At 62.8% G+C, this 16,349-nt stretch carries 14 protein-coding genes; 7 read left to right on the forward strand and 7 right to left on the reverse strand.

Annotation, left to right across the window (positions count from 1 at the left end; genetic code table 11):
* Nucleotides 1–31 precede the first annotated feature (31 nt).
* Complete coding sequence (locus SMD31_RS04180; RefSeq protein WP_320499468.1) at nucleotides 32–724, reverse strand: DUF2272 domain-containing protein; 693 nt, start codon at nucleotides 722–724, stop codon at nucleotides 32–34.
* 93 nt (nucleotides 725–817) lie between these two features.
* Here SMD31_RS04180 and rlmH point away from each other — a divergent pair, with 93 nt between their 5' ends.
* The 6 genes from rlmH to SMD31_RS04210 all read left to right on the forward strand — a co-directional run bounded on the left by rlmH (nucleotide 818) and on the right by SMD31_RS04210 (nucleotide 7,500).
* A complete protein-coding gene (rlmH, locus tag SMD31_RS04185) occupies nucleotides 818–1,288 on the forward strand; it encodes a 23S rRNA (pseudouridine(1915)-N(3))-methyltransferase RlmH (protein ID WP_320499469.1) in 471 nt (156 codons plus the stop codon).
* Nucleotides 1,289–1,533: 245 nt separating this feature from the next.
* Nucleotides 1,534–3,108, forward strand: a complete 1,575-nt coding sequence (gene gpmI, locus SMD31_RS04190; RefSeq protein WP_320499470.1) for a 2,3-bisphosphoglycerate-independent phosphoglycerate mutase — start codon at nucleotides 1,534–1,536, stop codon at nucleotides 3,106–3,108.
* Nucleotides 3,105–4,427, forward strand: coding sequence for a murein hydrolase activator EnvC family protein (locus tag SMD31_RS04195; protein WP_320499471.1), 1,323 nt, complete (start codon nucleotides 3,105–3,107; stop codon nucleotides 4,425–4,427). The genes gpmI and SMD31_RS04195 overlap by 4 nt, the downstream gene beginning before the upstream one ends.
* Before the next feature lie 15 nt (nucleotides 4,428–4,442).
* Nucleotides 4,443–5,858 (forward strand): S41 family peptidase, encoded by a 1,416-nt coding sequence (locus tag SMD31_RS04200; protein ID WP_320499472.1) that lies wholly within the window; start codon nucleotides 4,443–4,445, stop codon nucleotides 5,856–5,858.
* Nucleotides 5,859–5,875: 17 nt separating this feature from the next.
* On the forward strand, nucleotides 5,876–7,015 hold the full coding sequence (locus SMD31_RS04205; RefSeq protein WP_320499473.1) for a divergent polysaccharide deacetylase family protein: 1,140 nt from the start codon (nucleotides 5,876–5,878) through the stop codon (nucleotides 7,013–7,015).
* A complete protein-coding gene (locus SMD31_RS04210) occupies nucleotides 7,012–7,500 on the forward strand; it encodes an RNA pyrophosphohydrolase (RefSeq protein ID WP_320499474.1) in 489 nt (162 codons plus the stop codon). The genes SMD31_RS04205 and SMD31_RS04210 overlap by 4 nt, the downstream gene beginning before the upstream one ends.
* 108 nt (nucleotides 7,501–7,608) lie before the next feature.
* Here the strand turns inward: SMD31_RS04210 and acs are convergent, their stop codons facing one another.
* From acs to tsaD, 6 genes are all read right to left on the reverse strand, one after another.
* Complete coding sequence (gene acs / locus SMD31_RS04215; RefSeq protein ID WP_320499475.1) at nucleotides 7,609–9,546, reverse strand: acetate--CoA ligase; 1,938 nt, start codon at nucleotides 9,544–9,546, stop codon at nucleotides 7,609–7,611.
* 234 nt (nucleotides 9,547–9,780) lie between these two features.
* On the reverse strand, nucleotides 9,781–11,784 hold the full coding sequence (locus tag SMD31_RS04220; protein ID WP_320499476.1) for a methyl-accepting chemotaxis protein: 2,004 nt from the start codon (nucleotides 11,782–11,784) through the stop codon (nucleotides 9,781–9,783).
* A 241-nt stretch (nucleotides 11,785–12,025) separates the two neighbouring features.
* Nucleotides 12,026–13,417 carry a cell envelope integrity protein CreD gene (gene creD / locus SMD31_RS04225; protein ID WP_320499477.1) on the reverse strand — a complete coding sequence of 464 codons (1,392 nt, stop codon included), beginning with the start codon at nucleotides 13,415–13,417 and terminating at the stop codon, nucleotides 12,026–12,028.
* Nucleotides 13,418–13,515: 98 nt separating this feature from the next.
* A complete protein-coding gene (locus SMD31_RS04230; RefSeq protein WP_320499478.1) occupies nucleotides 13,516–13,929 on the reverse strand; it encodes an EVE domain-containing protein in 414 nt (137 codons plus the stop codon).
* Nucleotides 13,926–14,216, reverse strand: a complete 291-nt coding sequence (locus tag SMD31_RS04235) for a YciI family protein (RefSeq protein WP_320499479.1) — start codon at nucleotides 14,214–14,216, stop codon at nucleotides 13,926–13,928. Before SMD31_RS04235 ends, SMD31_RS04230 begins: the two co-directional genes overlap by 4 nt.
* Nucleotides 14,217–14,240: 24 nt before the next feature.
* Nucleotides 14,241–15,302, reverse strand: coding sequence for a tRNA (adenosine(37)-N6)-threonylcarbamoyltransferase complex transferase subunit TsaD (tsaD, locus tag SMD31_RS04240; protein WP_320499480.1), 1,062 nt, complete (start codon nucleotides 15,300–15,302; stop codon nucleotides 14,241–14,243).
* Nucleotides 15,303–15,374: 72 nt separating this feature from the next.
* On the opposite strand from tsaD, the gene hemC reads away from it, so the two are divergent.
* On the forward strand, nucleotides 15,375–16,343 hold the full coding sequence (gene hemC, locus SMD31_RS04245) for a hydroxymethylbilane synthase (RefSeq protein ID WP_320499481.1): 969 nt from the start codon (nucleotides 15,375–15,377) through the stop codon (nucleotides 16,341–16,343).
* Nucleotides 16,344–16,349: the final 6 nt, after the last annotated feature.

The raw sequence follows: 16,349 nt of genomic DNA on the forward strand, positions 1-16,349 counted from the left end.
GACGGAGACGAAGAATACGGCGAACAATCGCTCACGGATACCTGTTCTCCAGCACCAGGAACCAGGGCCGATCCGCATTGGTGCCGAGGCGGCCATCGGCGCCCAGTTTGCGTTCGGATTTCGAGACCGAGTTGCGCACATTGCCGCCGATCGATTCAAGAAACCCCGCGCCGACATGTACAACGATGTCGCAATGGAGTGTGGCACCCAAGGGCACGTCGTCATAGCGCGCGACCTTCTGTCCGGCCCGTGTGGCGCAGATGAGATCGCCGGGTTGCGGGGCGTAATCGGCCGGCGGATGCGGCCGCCAATGGCTGTCATCAGCGCCGATGGCGGCACGCAGGTAACTGGCATGCGTGGCGGAAGCCGGCATCTCTTCCGGCGGGACGCCGGCCTGGGCCATCACCCAGGAGATGAAGGCCGCAGACCAGGGCTTGTCGCCATCGACGCCCGTCCAATCCTCGCCGATGCCGCGCCAGTATTTGGCAACCAGCGCCGAGCCCTTGCGGTCATCCTCCCAGACGCCGACGGGGTCGATGATTTCATGCCGGTCGGGTGCCCGATAAACGGTCTGCCTGCCAAAGGCCTGCCATTCCTGATCAGCGAGGCGCAGGATGTTGCTGCGGATGTCGGCCGGCGGCGCCAGGTTGCGCGGCGGCAGACTGGCACAGGCCGCCAGCGATAACGTGAGGATCAGGCGCGGCAGAAACCGGAAAACGTGCATTCGTAGGGCCACATCATTGAGCTTGGCCGATAGTCGTCGCACTATAGCCGCCTTCGCCACCACGACGCCACCGCCCGGAAAGCCGACACCTCCATGAAGATTCGCATCATCGCGCTGGGCCGCGCCAAGGCCGGCCCCGAGAAATCGCTGGTCGAGACCTATATGAAGCGCCTCACCTGGCCCAGCGAGATCGTCGAGCTGGAGGCCAAGAAAGGCATCAGCGGTGCGGAACTGATGGCAGCCGAGGCCGATCTTATCGAGAAGGCGCTGAATGCCAAGGGCGGCGCAAAGCGCGTCATCATTGCCCTTGATGAACGCGGACAGAATCTCCCCAGCCGCGACTTCGCCAAGCGCATCACGGCACTGGGCAACCAGGGCTATAGCGAGATCACCTTCATCATCGGCGGCGCCGATGGCCTGGCGTCCGCCATTCGCGACCGCGCCGGCCTGCTGCTTTCCTTCGGCGCCATGACATGGCCGCATATGCTGGTACGGGTGCTGCTGATGGAACAGATCTACCGCGCCCAGACCATCATCGCCGGACATCCCTATCATCGGGATTGAAGGCCCCTGATGTCGTCATCCCCGGGCGAAGAGCCGGGGATACACTGATTACCTGGAAAGACTGGCTGCCCTGGTCAAGCCCGGGCATGACGAAGAAGCTATTTGATAGGGTGTCAATTACCTGAATCAATTGAGTAATGTTCTGCCACCGCCGGCCCGTGCCACCGTCAACGCACTGGCGAAAGGGACCTGTTCGGGTTACATCTGGGGCCACGCAACTTTCAGCCAAGATGAGTTCCCGCCCGATGACCGACAAGCGCCCGAAACCCGTCGTCCTGTGCATTCTGGATGGTTGGGGGCATCGGCATGAGCATGAGGACAATGCCGTTGTCCTCGCCGACACGCCGAACTGGGACCGGCTGACGGCGGAAAATCCCTGGAGCCTGGTCGACGCGTCGGAGCTTTATGTGGGTCTGCCCGAGGGCCAGATGGGCAATTCCGAGGTCGGCCACATGAATCTCGGTGCCGGCCGCGTCGTCATGCAGGACTTGCCGCGCATCGACCGCGCCATCGCCGACGGCTCGATCGCCAAGATTCCGGAACTGGAAGATTTCGTCACCAAGGTACGTGCCGCCAAGGGCGATGTGCAATTGCTGGGCCTGTTGTCGCCGGGCGGCGTGCATTCGCACCAGAACCACATGGTGGCCTTGTGCAAGATCCTGTCGGGCCTGGGCCTGGGCGTCGTTGTGCACGGCTTTCTTGATGGCCGCGATACGCCGCCCCAGAGCGCCAAGGGTTTCGTCGCCGATTTCGAGGCGAAGATTGCGAACCTGCCCAATGTGCGCATCGGCACGCTGGGCGGGCGCTATTACGCGATGGACCGCGACAAGCGCTGGGAACGGGTGACCCTGGCCTATGACGCCTTCCACGGCGATGCACCGCGTGTCGCCACCGCGCAGGCCGCGATCGACGAAGGTTATGCGCGCGGCGAAACGGACGAGTTCATCAAGCCGACGCTCATCGGCAACTTTCCAGGCTTTCGCAATGGCGACGGGCTGCTGATGGCAAATTTCCGCGCCGACCGCGCGCGGCAATTGCTGACAACCCTCATCGATCCGGCGTTCAAGGATTTTGCGCGCAAGAAGGTGACGAGCTTCTCCGCGATCCTGGGCATGGTCGAGTATTCAGCCGAGCTTGCCAAGCTGATGCCCTGCCTGTTCCCGCCGGTGGAACTGACGCGCACCTTGGGCGAGATCATCGCCGACCATGGCATGACGCAGCTTCGCATAGCGGAGACCGAGAAATACGCCCATGTCACCTTCTTCTTCAACGGCGGCGAGGAAAGCCTCTTTCCCGGCGAGGAACGCATCCTGGTGCCGAGCCCCAAGGTTGCGACCTATGACCTGATGCCGGAAATGTCCGCCTATGAGCTGACCGACAAGCTGGTCGAGGCGATCGGTTCGGGCAAGTTCGACCTCATCGTCGTCAACTACGCCAATGGCGACATGGTCGGCCACAGCGGCAATCTCAAGGCTGCGATGAAGGCCGTCGAAGTCGTCGACGCGTGCTTGGGCCGCGTGCGCGAGGCCGTCGTCAAACAAGGCGGCGCCCTGCTCATCACCGCCGATCACGGCAATTGCGAAATGATGAAGGACCCCATCACCGGCGAGCCGCACACCGCCCATACGCTCAACCGCGTGCCCTTCATCCTGGTCAATGCGCCGGCATGGGTCCACAAGCTGCATGACGGGCGCTTGGCCGATGTGGCGCCGACCATCCTGGCACTGCTCGGCATCATCCAGCCCAAGGAGATGACCGGCCAGTCGCTGGTGACGGATCCCGCACCAGACGGCCACAATGCCGGTGCGGCTTCGGCGTGACCTCGCCCATCTTCCTGCATCGACTCTTCACGGCAGCCTGTGTGCTGGCGCTCGGTGCTGCCTGCCCGGCAGCAATGGCCCAGAGCACCAACGATTTGAAGAACGTGCAGCAAGAGATGGAATCCAACCAGAAGAAGGCCGAGGAATTGGCCAACAAGGCCGCAGCCCTCGACAAGGAAGTGGCCGACCTGCAGACAGCGCTGATCTCGGCCGCCGCAGATGTGCAGAAGCGCGAGCGCGAGGTGACCGAGATCGAGGAGACGTTGGGCAGTCTGGGCGAATCCGAGCAGGAGAAGGAAGCCGCCCTGATGCGCGGTCGCAGAGAACTGTCGGCCACATTGGTGGCGCTGCAGCGCCTTTCCACCATGCCGCGCCAGGCCTTGCTCTTCGGGTCGGAGAAGCCCATCGACATGGCCCGCTCGGCGCGGCTCTTGAGCCTTACCACGCCGGTGCTCGATGCGCGGGCCCGATCGCTGCAGAGCGAGCTCAACGAGATCAAGGAGCTGCGCCAGGAGATGGCGCTCCGGCGCGATGACCTCACGGCGGCGCTGGCTCAGCTGGCGGGGGAGAACAAGCGCCTTTCGGACCTCGTCGCCAAGAAGTCAGGCTTGCGCCAATCGACCCTGGCCGAGACAGATGCCACCAAGCAGCGCCTGCAGCGCCTGGCGGATCAGGCCAAGAATCTGCAGGACCTGATTGCCCGCCTGGAGCACACCCAGGCGGAAAACCCGACAGATCAGGGGTCCGACGACGACGCCGAGCCCGCCGAATCGGATGACGCCCAGGTGGCGGCCCTCACTCCGGATCCCCCCAAAAAGGCAGCGCGCCTCAAGAAACCGGCCGATTTGCGCGCTTTTCCCAAGGATATCAGCAAGCTGACACGGCCGGTCAGCGGTAAAATCGTGACCAAGTTCGGGTCCGCCACGGAAACCGCCGGCAGCATGAAGGGGACCGAGGTCGAGACCCGACCCGGCGCCCAAATTGTGGCCACATTTGACGGCCAGATTGTTTTCGAAGGCCCGTTTCGCGGCTATGGGCAAATATTGATCATAGAGCATACGGGTGGGTATCATACGATTTTGGCGGGTCTCGACCGGGTGGTCGTCGAGGTCGGCCAATGGCTGAAAGCCGGCGAACCGATCGGTCGCATGGGCGCAGCAGGTAGACTGGAAACCGCGTCGGCGGCCGAGGCAGGATCGGCCGGGGACGGAAGCGGCAGTAATTTGGGAGATGGGCGGCCTCGGCTTTACGTAGAACTGCGCCATAACGGCCAGCCATTCGATCCGGCGCCGATTTTCAAAACCAACAACAGCAACTAAAGGTCATTTACGCACATGTTCCGCCAATCGCTCCTCGTCGCCACCGCGCTGGCCGCCGGCATCATCATCGGCACCGTCGCTTTCGGCCCTGCACTGGTCCAGGCAGAATCCAACGCCACGACCGACGCGCCGCCGGTCAACACCTATGAGCAGCTGAACCTGTTCGGCGAAGTGTTCGAGCGCGTGCGCGCCGCCTATGTCGAGCCGGTGAAGGACGACCAGCTCATCGAATCCGCCATCAATGGCATGCTGACCTCGCTGGACCCGCATTCGAGCTATATGAATGCGAAGGAATACCAGGACATGCAGGTGCAGACCAAAGGCGAATTCGGCGGTCTCGGCATCGAAGTCACCATGCAGGACGGCCTCATCAAGGTCGTGACGCCGATGGACGATACGCCCGCGGCCAAGGCCGGCATGCAGCCCGGCGACCTCATCGCCCAGATCGACGGCCAGCCGGTACAGGGCCTGTCGCTCAACGAAGCGGTCGAGAAGATGCGCGGCGAAATCGGCAGCAGTGTGACCCTCACCGTGCTGCGTGGCGACCAGGATCCGTTCGAAGTCACCCTGAAGCGCGACGTCATCCAGTTGAAGTCGGTGCGCTGGGAACTTGAGGACGGCAATATCGGCTATGTCCGCATCACCTCCTTCAGCGAGAAGACCGATAGCGGCCTGCGCGCCGCGATCGACGAACTGAAGAAGGCGACCAAGAACGACCTGCAAGGCCTGGTGCTGGATCTCAGGAACAACCCGGGCGGTCTGCTCGACCAGGCGATTTCGGTCTCTGACGACTTCCTTGAAAAGGGCGAGATCGTTTCGACCCGCGGCCGCGATCCCAATGATGCCCAGCGCTGGAACGCCGAGAGCGGCGACATCATCGGTGGCAAGCCGATCATCGTGCTCATCAATGGCGGTTCGGCCTCGGCCTCGGAAATCGTTTCCGGCGCCTTGCAGGATCACGGCCGTGCCGTGCTGATCGGCACCAAGTCGTTCGGCAAAGGCTCGGTACAGTCGATCATGGCGATCCCCGGCCACGGCGCCATGCGCCTCACCACGGCGCGCTATTACACGCCGTCGGGCCGCTCGATCCAGGCCACTGGCATCGACCCCGACATCTTGGTGGAGCAGGCCAAGGTCGAGAAGCTCGGCGCCGAGAACCGGCCGCATGAATCCGATCTCAAGGGCGCCCTTGCCAACCCGGGCACGGGCGAAGGCCAGGAAGGCAAGAAGGACACCGTGCCGGCGCAAGCGGTTGACCAGGCGCCCGGCACCGACACCAAGAAGGACGGCGAGAAGAAGGAAGACGCGACACCCTTCGTCGGTTCGGAACGTGAGCAGATCGCGCGCCCGGATGACGACTTCCAGCTGGCGCGTGCGCTCGATCTGCTCCGGGGTCTCAACCTCATCCAAGGAAAGTCAGCGGCGAACTGACCCCGCCAGCGCGACAGATGCGCGCCAAGCGAGACGAGCCCGGTGACATGCCGGGTCGCGATACTGGGCCGCTCGATCCCTACCCACCCGTGACCAGCGGGCGTGGTGGCTGGATCGGCGGCCCAGGCTTTATCTTCCTCGTCCTCATCCTGCTGATCCTTGCTGGCGCAGGGCTCTATCTGCAGGCGACCGGCCAGTTGGCTGGCCTGCTGGCACAAGGCGGCCAGATCATCGATCTTGGCCGCACGCCGGATCCGGCCACGACATCAGCCTCGGAAGATGGACCGGCACTGCAGTCGATGGCGTCGATGGATGCGGCGCCAGCCCCGGCGGCACCGGTGAAGCCGCTGGTGCTGGCGGCGATGGGCCCGGCCGAGTTGCTGGAGAAGCGTCCGCCGCCCAAATCATTGCGCCTCGTGCCGGGCGAGTTCGACCAGCCGCCGGTCCTGCGCTTCTCGCGTCCAGCCCTGTTCCTCGGCACCCGCGCGCGCATCGGCGTGCTGGTCACGGGCCTCGGCCTCAATCGCGGTGTCACGGCGGCGGCTATCGCCGATCTGCCGCCAGAAATCACCTTGAGCTTCAGCCCCTATGCGCCGGAGCTTGCTGCCTGGATCGACGCCGCGCAGGCTTACGGCCACGAGGTGCTGCTCGACCTGCCGCTGGAGCCGCGGAACTATCCGCAGGATGATCCGGGGCCGCTGGGGCTGCTCACCGCCCTCAACGCGGAGGAAAATCTGCGCCGCCTCGGCGAACTCCTGAAAGAATCGGATGGCGTTGCTGGACTGGCCACGCAATTCGGCGACCGGTTCCTTGCCGACGAGACGGCCCTGCGCCCGATCCTTTCGGAACTGGGTCAGCGCGGATTGGGACTGGTCACCAGCGCCGACCTGGCTGATGCGACCACCGGCATGGCCGACGCACCCCTGCATATTCGCGTTGACGAAATGCTGCCGCAGGATGCCTCGCGCCAGGCGCTGACGGCAGAGATCGAAGGTCTGCTCGCCGCCGCCAAGGCGAAGGGAAAAGTGCTGACGGCCGTTCCGGCCTATCCGCTTTCCATCGCCGCCTTGACGAGCCTCACGGCGGCAGCCAAGGATCGGGGCATGGCGCTGGTCCCGGCCACTGCCTTCCTCAACAGACAAGGAACGGCCCCATGAGCGCAATCACCGATATCGAGATTGACCAGCTGCCTTATCGCAAAGGTGTTGGCATCGTGCTGTTAAACGGGCACGACCTGGTCTTCGTGGCACAGCGCCTCGACAGCCCGGAACCTGCTTGGCAGATGCCCCAGGGCGGTATCGACAAGGGCGAGGAACCGATCGCCGCCGCCTGGCGCGAGCTTTATGAGGAGACGGGCGTCAAATCAGCGGTGCTGATCGCCGAGACGCCGGACTGGCTGCGCTACGATCTGCCGCGCGAGCTCGTGCCGCATATCTGGAAGGGCCGTTATCGCGGGCAGAAGCAGAAATGGTTCGCCTTCCGCTTCACCGGCACCGATGCCGAGATCAACATCAACGGCGAGCACCCGGAATTCAGCGAGTGGCGCTGGGCCGATTTCAAAAAAACGCCTGATCTCATCGTCGCCTTCAAGCGCCCGCTCTATGAGCAGGTGGTCAGTGCCTTTGGGCATTTGGTGGGGTAACAACTCCCAGAAGACGTCATGCCCGGGCTTGACCCGGGCATCCACTCTCTCTCCGTTGCAACAGTGGATCCCCGGGTCTTCGCCCGGGGATGACGACTGATATGTGGCCTACCTGTTCATCCGGTTGTCGACCAGATCGGTCACCACGTTGGGATCGGCGAGCGTCGAAGTATCGCCGAGGGCGCCGTATTCGTTTTCGGCGATCTTGCGCAGGATTCGGCGCATGATCTTCCCCGAACGCGTCTTGGGCAGGCCCGGCGCCCATTGGATGAGGTCGGGGGCTGCGATCGGCCCGATCTCCTTACGCACCCACAGCACCAACTCTTTGCGCAATTCCTCGGTCGCAGTGACGCCGGTCTTCAAGGTCACATAGGCGTAGATGCCCTGCCCCTTGATGTCGTGGGGATAACCGACAACGGCGGCCTCGGCGACTTGCGGATGCGCCACGAGGGCACTTTCCACTTCCGCCGTGCCCATGCGATGGCCGGAGACATTGATGACGTCGTCGACGCGGCCCGTGATCCAATAATAGCCGTCGGCATCGCGCCGGCAGCCGTCACCGGTGAAGTACTTGCCCGGATAGGCACTGAAATAGGTCTCGGCGAAGCGTTTGTGATCGCCATAGACCGTGCGCATCTGCCCCGGCCAGGAATCCGCAATGCACAGATTGCCCTCGCATGCCCCTTCGAGCACGTTGCCATTTGCGTCAACGATCTGCGGCATCACGCCGGGCAGCGGCTTGGTGGCCGAACCAGGTTTCGTCTTCGTGGCACCAGGCAAAGGCGAAATGAGGATGCCGCCGGTTTCCGTCTGCCACCAGGTATCGACAATGGGGCAGCGGTTCTTGCCGATGACGCGGTGATACCACAGCCACGCTTCGGGATTGATCGGTTCGCCCACCGAGCCGAGGAGACGCAGGCTGTCCAGCTTGCATTTCTGCACCGGTGCCTCGCCCTCGCGCATAAGCGCGCGGATCGCGGTCGGGGCAGTGTAGAAGATATTGACCTTGTGCTTGTCGCAGACCTGCCAGAAACGCGAGGAATCGGGATAGTTCGGCACACCTTCGAACATGAGCGTCGTGGCACCGTTGGCGAGCGGGCCATAGACGATGTAGCTGTGCCCGGTCACCCAGCCCACATCCGCCGTGCACCAATAGATATCGCCCTCGTGATAATCGAAGACGTATTGATGGGTGAAGGAGGCATAGACCAGATAGCCGCCCGAGGTGTGGAGCACGCCCTTGGGTTTGCCAGTAGAACCCGACGTATAGAGGATGAAGAGCGGGTCTTCGGCATTCATCGCCTCGGCCGGGCAGTCGGGCGAAACCTTGGCCGCTTCCTCGTGATACCAGACATCGCGGCCCGATTTCATCTCGACATTGCCACCGGTACGCTTCACCACGATGCAGGCCGAGACATCCGGGCACTGCTTCAACGCGGCGTCGACATTGGCTTTCAGCGGCACCTTCTTGCCGCCGCGCAGGCCCTCATCGGCCGTGATGACGACACGGGAGTCGCAATCGACGATGCGCCCAGCCAGGCTGTCTGGCGAAAAGCCGCCGAAGACCACGGAATGCACGGCACCGATGCGGGCGCAGGCCAGCATGGCGTAGGCAGCCTCGGGAATCATCGGCATGTAGATGGTGACGCGGTCGCCCTTCTTGACGCCCTTGGCCTTCAACACATTGGACATGCGGCCGACATGCTCGGCCAGTTCGCCATAGGTGATGTGCTTTGATTCAGAAGGGTCGTCGCCTTCCCAGATGATCGCCGTCTGCTTGGCGCGCTTGGCGAGGTGGCGATCGATGCAATTGGCGGCCACATTGAGGGTGCCGTCGTGATACCAGCGGATTCGGACCGCGCCGGTATAGTCGACATCCTTCACCTGGGTATAGGGCTTGATCCAGTCGACGCGGCGTCCCTGCTCGCCCCAGAAGCCGGCATTGTCCTCGACCGACTTCTTGTACATGGCATCGTATTGCGCCGCATTGACGAGAGCGCGCGCGGCGGAACTCGCCGGCACATCGAAAACCTGCTGATCACTCATACCCGCCGGGCCTCCCAACCCGAGAAATCGTCTTGTTTTTCAAGGCGTCGGAGCGTATCCGCCAACGCCTTATCAAGATCGATTATCGACAGATCGCATGGCCGTTACAAGACTTTGCCGCATTGCGACAAAGGAACGGCCGGGATGCGAGTGCACCCCGGCCGGGCCGGAAAAGATATCCCTACAAAAGGCGTAGGGGACGCGCGGCCATGCCGCGCAAATGCGAAGCGATTGCTAGCGCGCCTGCACCTTTGTGAGGAACGCTTCGACTGCCTGCCTGAGATTGGTCTGCTCGCGCAGCATGCCTTCAAGCGAATTGGTCACATCGGTTGCAGCCGACCCTGTGCGGTGGCTCGATTCCGCCACCACGGCGATGGTATGGGTCACTTCCTGGGTGCCCTGCGCCGCCTGCTGGACGCTGCTGGCAATTTCACCGGTGGCCGCACCCTGTTCTTCGACAGCAGCGGCGATGGCCGTGGCACCTTCGCTGATGGCGTTGATCGAGACCGTGATGTCGCGGATCGCGATGACCGCCTGATTGGTGGTCGTTTGGATCTCGGTCACCAGTTCAGAAATCTCCTGTGTGGCCTTGGAGGTCTGGCCGGCGAGGTTCTTCACCTCGGAGGCGACAACCGCGAAACCCTTGCCGGCATCGCCAGCGCGCGCCGCCTCGATGGTGGCATTGAGGGCCAGAAGGTTGGTCTGGGCCGCGATCTCACTGATCAGCCCCAGCACGTCGCCGATCCGCTGGGCCGATTTCGCCAGCGCGTCGAAGGTCCGGTTGGTCTCCTCGGCCTTCAACACCGCCGCCTTCGAGCCATCTGCGCTGCTGGTCACGCGTTGCGAGATCTCGGCGATGGAAGCCGAAAGTTCCTCAGTCGCTGCGGCCACGGTTTGCACATTGCCCGCTGCCTGATTGGCGGCATTGGCGACCGTCTGGGCCTGGGTGCTGGAATTGGTCGCGGTGTCGCGCATTGTGTCTGCGGTGCTGCGCAACGAGTCCGTGGCCTGACTGATCGTCACCAACGATTGTTTGACCTGATTGTCAAACTGGCGGCAAAGCTCCTGCAACTCGCGCGCCTTTTCCAGTTCTGCCGCAGAACGCTTCTGCGCTTCAGCCTCCAGGCGCTCGGCCTCAAGGGCGCTGATGCGCAGGCTTTCAAGTGCCGTCGAGAGCTTGCCCAGTTCGTCGGGCTGCACCGGTGCCGGGACGGGGTCGACAAAGTTGCGGTCGGTCAGCTTGCCGACGGCAATCATCAGTTTGTGAATGGGGCGCGAGAACCGGTTGAGAACCGACCAGATGCCGATGACCGCAAGAAGCAGGGCAACACCCAACCCAATGAGGGCCGCGACCAGCGTCAGCAGCGCGGCGCTCTTTCTCTCTTCGACATGGGCCTTCGATTGGTCGAAAGCCGTAAAGCTGATTGCCAGCATCGGCTTGAACGGCGCGTTGCAAAGGTCGCTGAACGCCTTGGCTTCCATGGCCGGCTTGCCGCTGCCGTCAAATTTGGCGACCAGATCATTCATCTGCTTTTGCGTATCCTCGGTAACACCCCGTGCCTTCTCAACGACCTCTTTGATCTCCGGCAGTGTGCCGGGCGTCGCCAGCAATTCGTCGAGGACGATCCAGGCGCCTTTATAAACGCCGATACCTTCGTGCCATTCGTTGGTCTTTTCCGGGGTAAGCGGCTCGCTCTTGGCCGCCGGTGTCCGCAACAAGGTGCATTGCGGTCCATAGTTGTCGCGCAGCATCCAGCCGATACGCCGCACCTGAACCATCTCCGCCAGGAACGGATCCTGCAGGCGCACCAGATTGCCCATCGCCGTCGAAATTTCCGTAAAGGCGCCAAAGCCGCCATAGACAGCCGTACGCCAATCCATCGTGCGCTTGAGATCGCGTTGGTCCTTGGGGAGCGCCGCTTCGTCGTAGATGGCTTTCTGAATGTCCTTCACCGCCTTCAGCTTGGCATCGACATTGGCGAGAAACTGGTCCTTGCCGTCGAGTTCCAGGCCCCTCACCGCCTCGATCGCTGCTTGGGCGCTGGCATCTGCCTTCGCCACGACGGCATCGATTGTTGCCTTGGGATCGTCTTCGGTCTGAATAGCCGTTTGCGTCGTGCCGATCTGGCCGCGCACATCAATGACGGCCTGGAACACAGTGCGGTCGGTGTTCACCGCCTGCAGCGCAAAGCTCGAGGCGGAGTAATCGTGCCAAGCGTTAATCGCAAAAATACCCATGGCCACAACCAGGCCCGTTAAAATAATGACCTGCAGTGTGATGAGCAGATTCGAAATCGACGATTTGAACACGGTTGGCCTCACGATTATCGATGCAAATGTCTGACGATTATCGTGCGCAAAACCTGTGTATTTAGTTAACCCACGAGAATAAACCTTTGGAAGATCTAGGCTTAAATTCAAGATTAGATCTCCCAAAGGTAAATATTCATAGGCTCATTACTGTAATGTCCGTGTGTTCCTATGCCCGTGCGGCGGCGTCTTCGCCGATGGCGTACCAATCCACTTTCCGGGTCGCCACCATGGTGAGGACCAGGATCAGCAGCAGGCCGATCGTGCCGGAAAGCAGCGCATAACTTTCCATCTGCAACAGCACATACATGTATCCATGAAGTGCCGCGAGGATGAGGCCGGTGAGCAGGCCGATGAAACGCCGGATGGTGGCACCGGCATAGGTGGCGACGATGGCGATATCGACCAGGCTGGCGATCAGATAGGCGCCGCCGAACGACATTTGCTCGGCCAATGACAGCAGCAGCAGATAGAAGAGCGAGATCGCCGCGCCGATCAGCAGATATTGCACCAGATGCACGCGGTCGCGCTTCAGCAAACCCATGAGGAAGATGGTGCCGAAAGTGAGCGCCACCACCAGCATGCCGTATTTGACGATGCGGTCGGTCTGCTGGTGCACATCGCCGGGTTCGGTCAGCGCCACGCCGACGACATTCATGCCGGCGGTATCGAGGCTGAACTCGCCGTCGCGCCAGGCCAGCGGAATGCCCGTTGCCAGGTGATTGATCGACCAATGGCCGCTGAAACCGTCCTTGGTGATCTCGCGCGACGCGGGCAGCGGCGAACCGATGAAATTGGGATGCGGCCAATCGCTGGAAAGATCGATCTCGCTCTGGCCACCCAGCGGCCAGATGCTCAATGAATCGCGGCCGTTCAGCGCCAGCTTGATCGAGTAATCGAAGGGCTTGCCGGCGCCAAGATCAAGGTCGGCGCGGAGGCCCTGCCCGCGCGGATGCTGCGGGAGGAGACCGGCATCGACCTTCTGTGCCTTGCCATCAACACTGAGATCGATCGAGCGCAAGGCACGGGCACCCGGCAGCAGAATGGCCAGGCTCGCCTCGTTCCAATAGATCTGGTCCGGCGACACATTCCAGCGCGTAAAATCCGGCGCCTCGAAATGCCCGTTGATGGTGAGGTCGGCGCCATAAACCAGCACCTCATAGATGCTCTTGTGGCGCTTCTCGACCTTGGTCTTGGCAACGATGTGATTGGCGGCCGGCAGGAAGGTCGCATAATGCCGGATGCGGGTCAGCAGCTCGGTGCCATCGGCCTTGGGCCGCATTTCCATCGTGTCATAGGGGATTACCAGCACGGGGGCACTCACGGCCTGGAGCGGCCCCCATTGTTCGCCCACCTCGGCGATGACATCGAGCTTGCGCTGCGCCCGCTCCTGCACTACGCCCTCCACCATGCCGAGCGGGATCATCATCGCCAGGATGAGCAGGCTGAGAAAAAGAATGCGCTTGGCGGCCTCGAAACCGGAGCCGCGCCAGCGCCTGGCCCAGGGATTGGGGGCCGAGATTGGCTCGGGCGGTTGGTCGGCGAATGTGGAATCAGTCATGAAAAACCCCTGTCAGTTGCGTGAACAGGGGCTTTGTCGCTTTGGATCCTGTCAGACCGGGGACGGGATCATGGCAAGATCGGGGCCATAGTTGGATTTCAGGGCTTCACGCCGCCCATCTTGCAGATGAGCTTCCATTGTGCCGGCGTGATCGGCATCACGGATAGGCGCGATTGCTTGATGAGGGCGATGTCGGCCAAGGCCGGCTCGGCCTTGATTGCCTGCAAGGTCACAGGCGTCTTCAAGGGCCGCGACGGCTTCACATCCACCATGCCGAACCTGCCGCTCTCATCGGTGTGGTCCGGGTAGTATTCCTTGGCGATCTCGCAGATGCCGACGATCTCCAGTCCCTCATTGGAATGATAGAAGAAGGCTTCATCGCCCTTCTTCATCGCCTTGAGGTTGTTGGCGGCCTGGTAATTGCGGACACCGTTCCAGAAGGTCTTGCCGTCCTTCACCAACTGGTCCCAGGCATATTTGACGGGTTCCGATTTCACCAACCAATGGTTCATTTGCCGCTCCGCGGGAAGACATTGCGATAGGGCTTCACGGTGACCGATTGGAACAAGCCCGCCTTGCTGTAGGGATCGGCGGCGAGGAACGCATCGACCGCGGCCCGGTCGGCAAAATCGACCACCAGCAGGCTGCCGATCATGGTCTCGCCATCATCGGTCAGGAGCGGGCCGGCCGAGATGAGATGGCTTTCGTGCTTGGTCAGATGTTCGACATGGGCCGGGCGGTTGGCGAGGCGCGTTTCCACATGGTTGGGCTTATCGAGGCAGAAGATCATGAAGGCCATGGCTTTATCCTTATGCGTGAGAGGTCAGGCTTTGACGCCAGCGCCGGCCAAGGCCGGGGCTGCGGAATCGAGTGGCCAGCGCGGCCGGGGGGCGTAATCGAAGCCGCTGCGCTCACCGGCATGGAGGCGTTCGATGCCGGCCCAGGCGATCATGGCGGCATTGTCGGTACAGAGGCGCGGCGGCGGGGCCACGATGGGAATGCCATGCTTGGCGGCGAGCTTGTGCAAGGCTTCGCGCAGATGCTGGTTGGCGGCGACACCGCCCGCGACGACCAGCGCGCTTAAAGTCGGATGCGCGGCTTGCGCCAGTTCAAGCGCATGGCGTGTCCGGTCGATGAGGCAGTCGACCACGGCCGCCTGGAAGCCGGCGGCCAGATTGGCGCGCGTCGCGTCGTCAAAGGCATGCTCGGCTTTGAGCGCGTCGACGCGCTGGCGCAAGGCCGTCTTCAGGCCGCTGAAGGAGAAATTGCAATCGGGGCGACCCTTCATCGGCCGCGGCAGGTTACGAAAGGGCGCGGTGGCACCAGCCGCCGCCTTGGCGACCGCTGGGCCACCGGGGAAGCCGAGACCCATGAGCTTGGCCGCCTTGTCGAAGGCCTCGCCCGCCGCGTCGTCGATGGTGGCCCCCAAGCGCTGATAGCGCCCGACACCTTCGACGACGAGCAGCTGGCAATGCCCACCGGAAACGAGCAGCAGCAGATAGGGGAAGGCCACATCGTCGGTGAGGCGCGCGGTCAGCGCATGACCTTCCAGATGGTTGACGGCGATGAAGGGCTTCTTGTGGGCAAGGGCGATGGCCTTGGCCATCATCACGCCGACGATAACGCCACCGATGAGCCCGGGACCGCCGGTCACCGCGACGGCGTCGAGATCGGCGAATTTCATGCCCGCCTGGCGCATGGCAGCGGCAATGGTGTCGTCGAGATGGTCGAGATGGGCGCGGGCGGCAATTTCTGGGACCACACCCCCGAAAGGGGTGTGTTCGGCAATTTGGGCAAAGATCGTGTCAGCCAGGATGCGCCGGTCGTCGGTCACAATCGCCGCCGCCGTCTCGTCGCAGGAAGATTCGATACCCAGAACGACCATTTTGCGCGTTTTCCGCCATTTGCAATCGCCCCGCCGGGCCGCTAGGAAAGGGCCAGCAGAATTGAGGTAGTTATGGCCGGTTCGGAACCAGGGATCAACCAGAGCAGCACCCCCAAAAGCGCCGCGGCGGTGCGCATCGGCACGCGCGGGTCGCCCCTGGCGCTCGCCCAGGCGGAAATGGTGAAAGCCGGCCTGGGTGCCGCCCATGAAGCCCTGGCTGCCCCCGGGGCGGTCGAGATCGTCATCATCAAGACGACCGGCGACCAGATCCAGGACCGGGCGCTGTCCGAGATCGGCGGCAAGGGCCTCTTTACGAAAGAGATCGAGGAAGCCCTCATCGACGGCCGCATCGATGTGGCCGTGCATTCGATGAAGGATGTGCCGACACAACTGCCAGATGGGCTGGTCATCGCCTGCCTGCTGGAACGCGAGGATCCGCGCGACGTGCTGATCAGCCGCCAGGGCAACAGCATCGCGACATTGCCGCAAGGCGCCGTGATCGGCTCGGCGTCGCTCCGCCGCCAGGCGCAGCTGCTGGCGCTGCGGCCGGACCTTAAGGTCGTGACCTTGCGCGGCAATGTGGGGACGCGGCTCACGAAGCTTGCCAATGGCGATGCCGACGCGACATTGCTGGCCCTGGCCGGATTGAAGCGGCTCGGCAAGGCGGATGTGGCGACGGCCATCCTCGATATGACGGAAATGTTGCCGGCCGTGGCGCAAGGGGCGATCGGCCTTGAAATCCGCGCGACCGATCGCCGCATACAGGATCTGCTGGCGCCGCTGCACCATGCGGCGACCGCGGCGGCCGTCGCGGCCGAGCGGGCGTGCCTGGCGGAACTGGAAGGGTCCTGCCGCACGCCGATTGCAGCCCATGCCGAGATCGCTGGGGACCAATTGCACCTGACGGCCCTGATCGCGCTGCCAAACGGTGCCACCGTGCATCGTGATGAACGGCAGGGATCGGTCCAGGATGCCGAGAAACTCGGGCGCGACTCGGGGCGTGCCCTTAAGTCACTAGCCGGGCCGGACTTCCTGGCTTAATTTTCA

The organism is Dongia rigui (genome assembly GCF_034044635.1).
Lineage (GTDB): Bacteria > Pseudomonadota > Alphaproteobacteria > Dongiales > Dongiaceae > Dongia > Dongia rigui.

Coding starts and splice junctions, on each gene's coding strand:
- SMD31_RS04210 (WP_320499474.1), top strand. CDS start 7,012: ATGAGCGCAATCACCGATATCGAGATTGACCAGCTGCCTTATCGCAAA.
- hemC (WP_320499481.1), top strand. CDS start 15,375: ATGGCCGGTTCGGAACCAGGGATCAACCAGAGCAGCACCCCCAAAAGC.
- SMD31_RS04180 (WP_320499468.1), bottom strand. CDS start 724: ATGCACGTTTTCCGGTTTCTGCCGCGCCTGATCCTCACGTTATCGCTG.
- gpmI (WP_320499470.1), top strand. CDS start 1,534: ATGACCGACAAGCGCCCGAAACCCGTCGTCCTGTGCATTCTGGATGGT.
- SMD31_RS04220 (WP_320499476.1), bottom strand. CDS start 11,784: ATGGGTATTTTTGCGATTAACGCTTGGCACGATTACTCCGCCTCGAGC.
- creD (WP_320499477.1), bottom strand. CDS start 13,417: ATGACTGATTCCACATTCGCCGACCAACCGCCCGAGCCAATCTCGGCC.
- tsaD (WP_320499480.1), bottom strand. CDS start 15,302: ATGGTCGTTCTGGGTATCGAATCTTCCTGCGACGAGACGGCGGCGGCG.
- SMD31_RS04205 (WP_320499473.1), top strand. CDS start 5,876: ATGCGCGCCAAGCGAGACGAGCCCGGTGACATGCCGGGTCGCGATACT.
- rlmH (WP_320499469.1), top strand. CDS start 818: ATGAAGATTCGCATCATCGCGCTGGGCCGCGCCAAGGCCGGCCCCGAG.
- SMD31_RS04200 (WP_320499472.1), top strand. CDS start 4,443: ATGTTCCGCCAATCGCTCCTCGTCGCCACCGCGCTGGCCGCCGGCATC.
- SMD31_RS04230 (WP_320499478.1), bottom strand. CDS start 13,929: ATGAACCATTGGTTGGTGAAATCGGAACCCGTCAAATATGCCTGGGAC.
- SMD31_RS04235 (WP_320499479.1), bottom strand. CDS start 14,216: ATGGCCTTCATGATCTTCTGCCTCGATAAGCCCAACCATGTGGAAACG.
- acs (WP_320499475.1), bottom strand. CDS start 9,546: ATGAGTGATCAGCAGGTTTTCGATGTGCCGGCGAGTTCCGCCGCGCGC.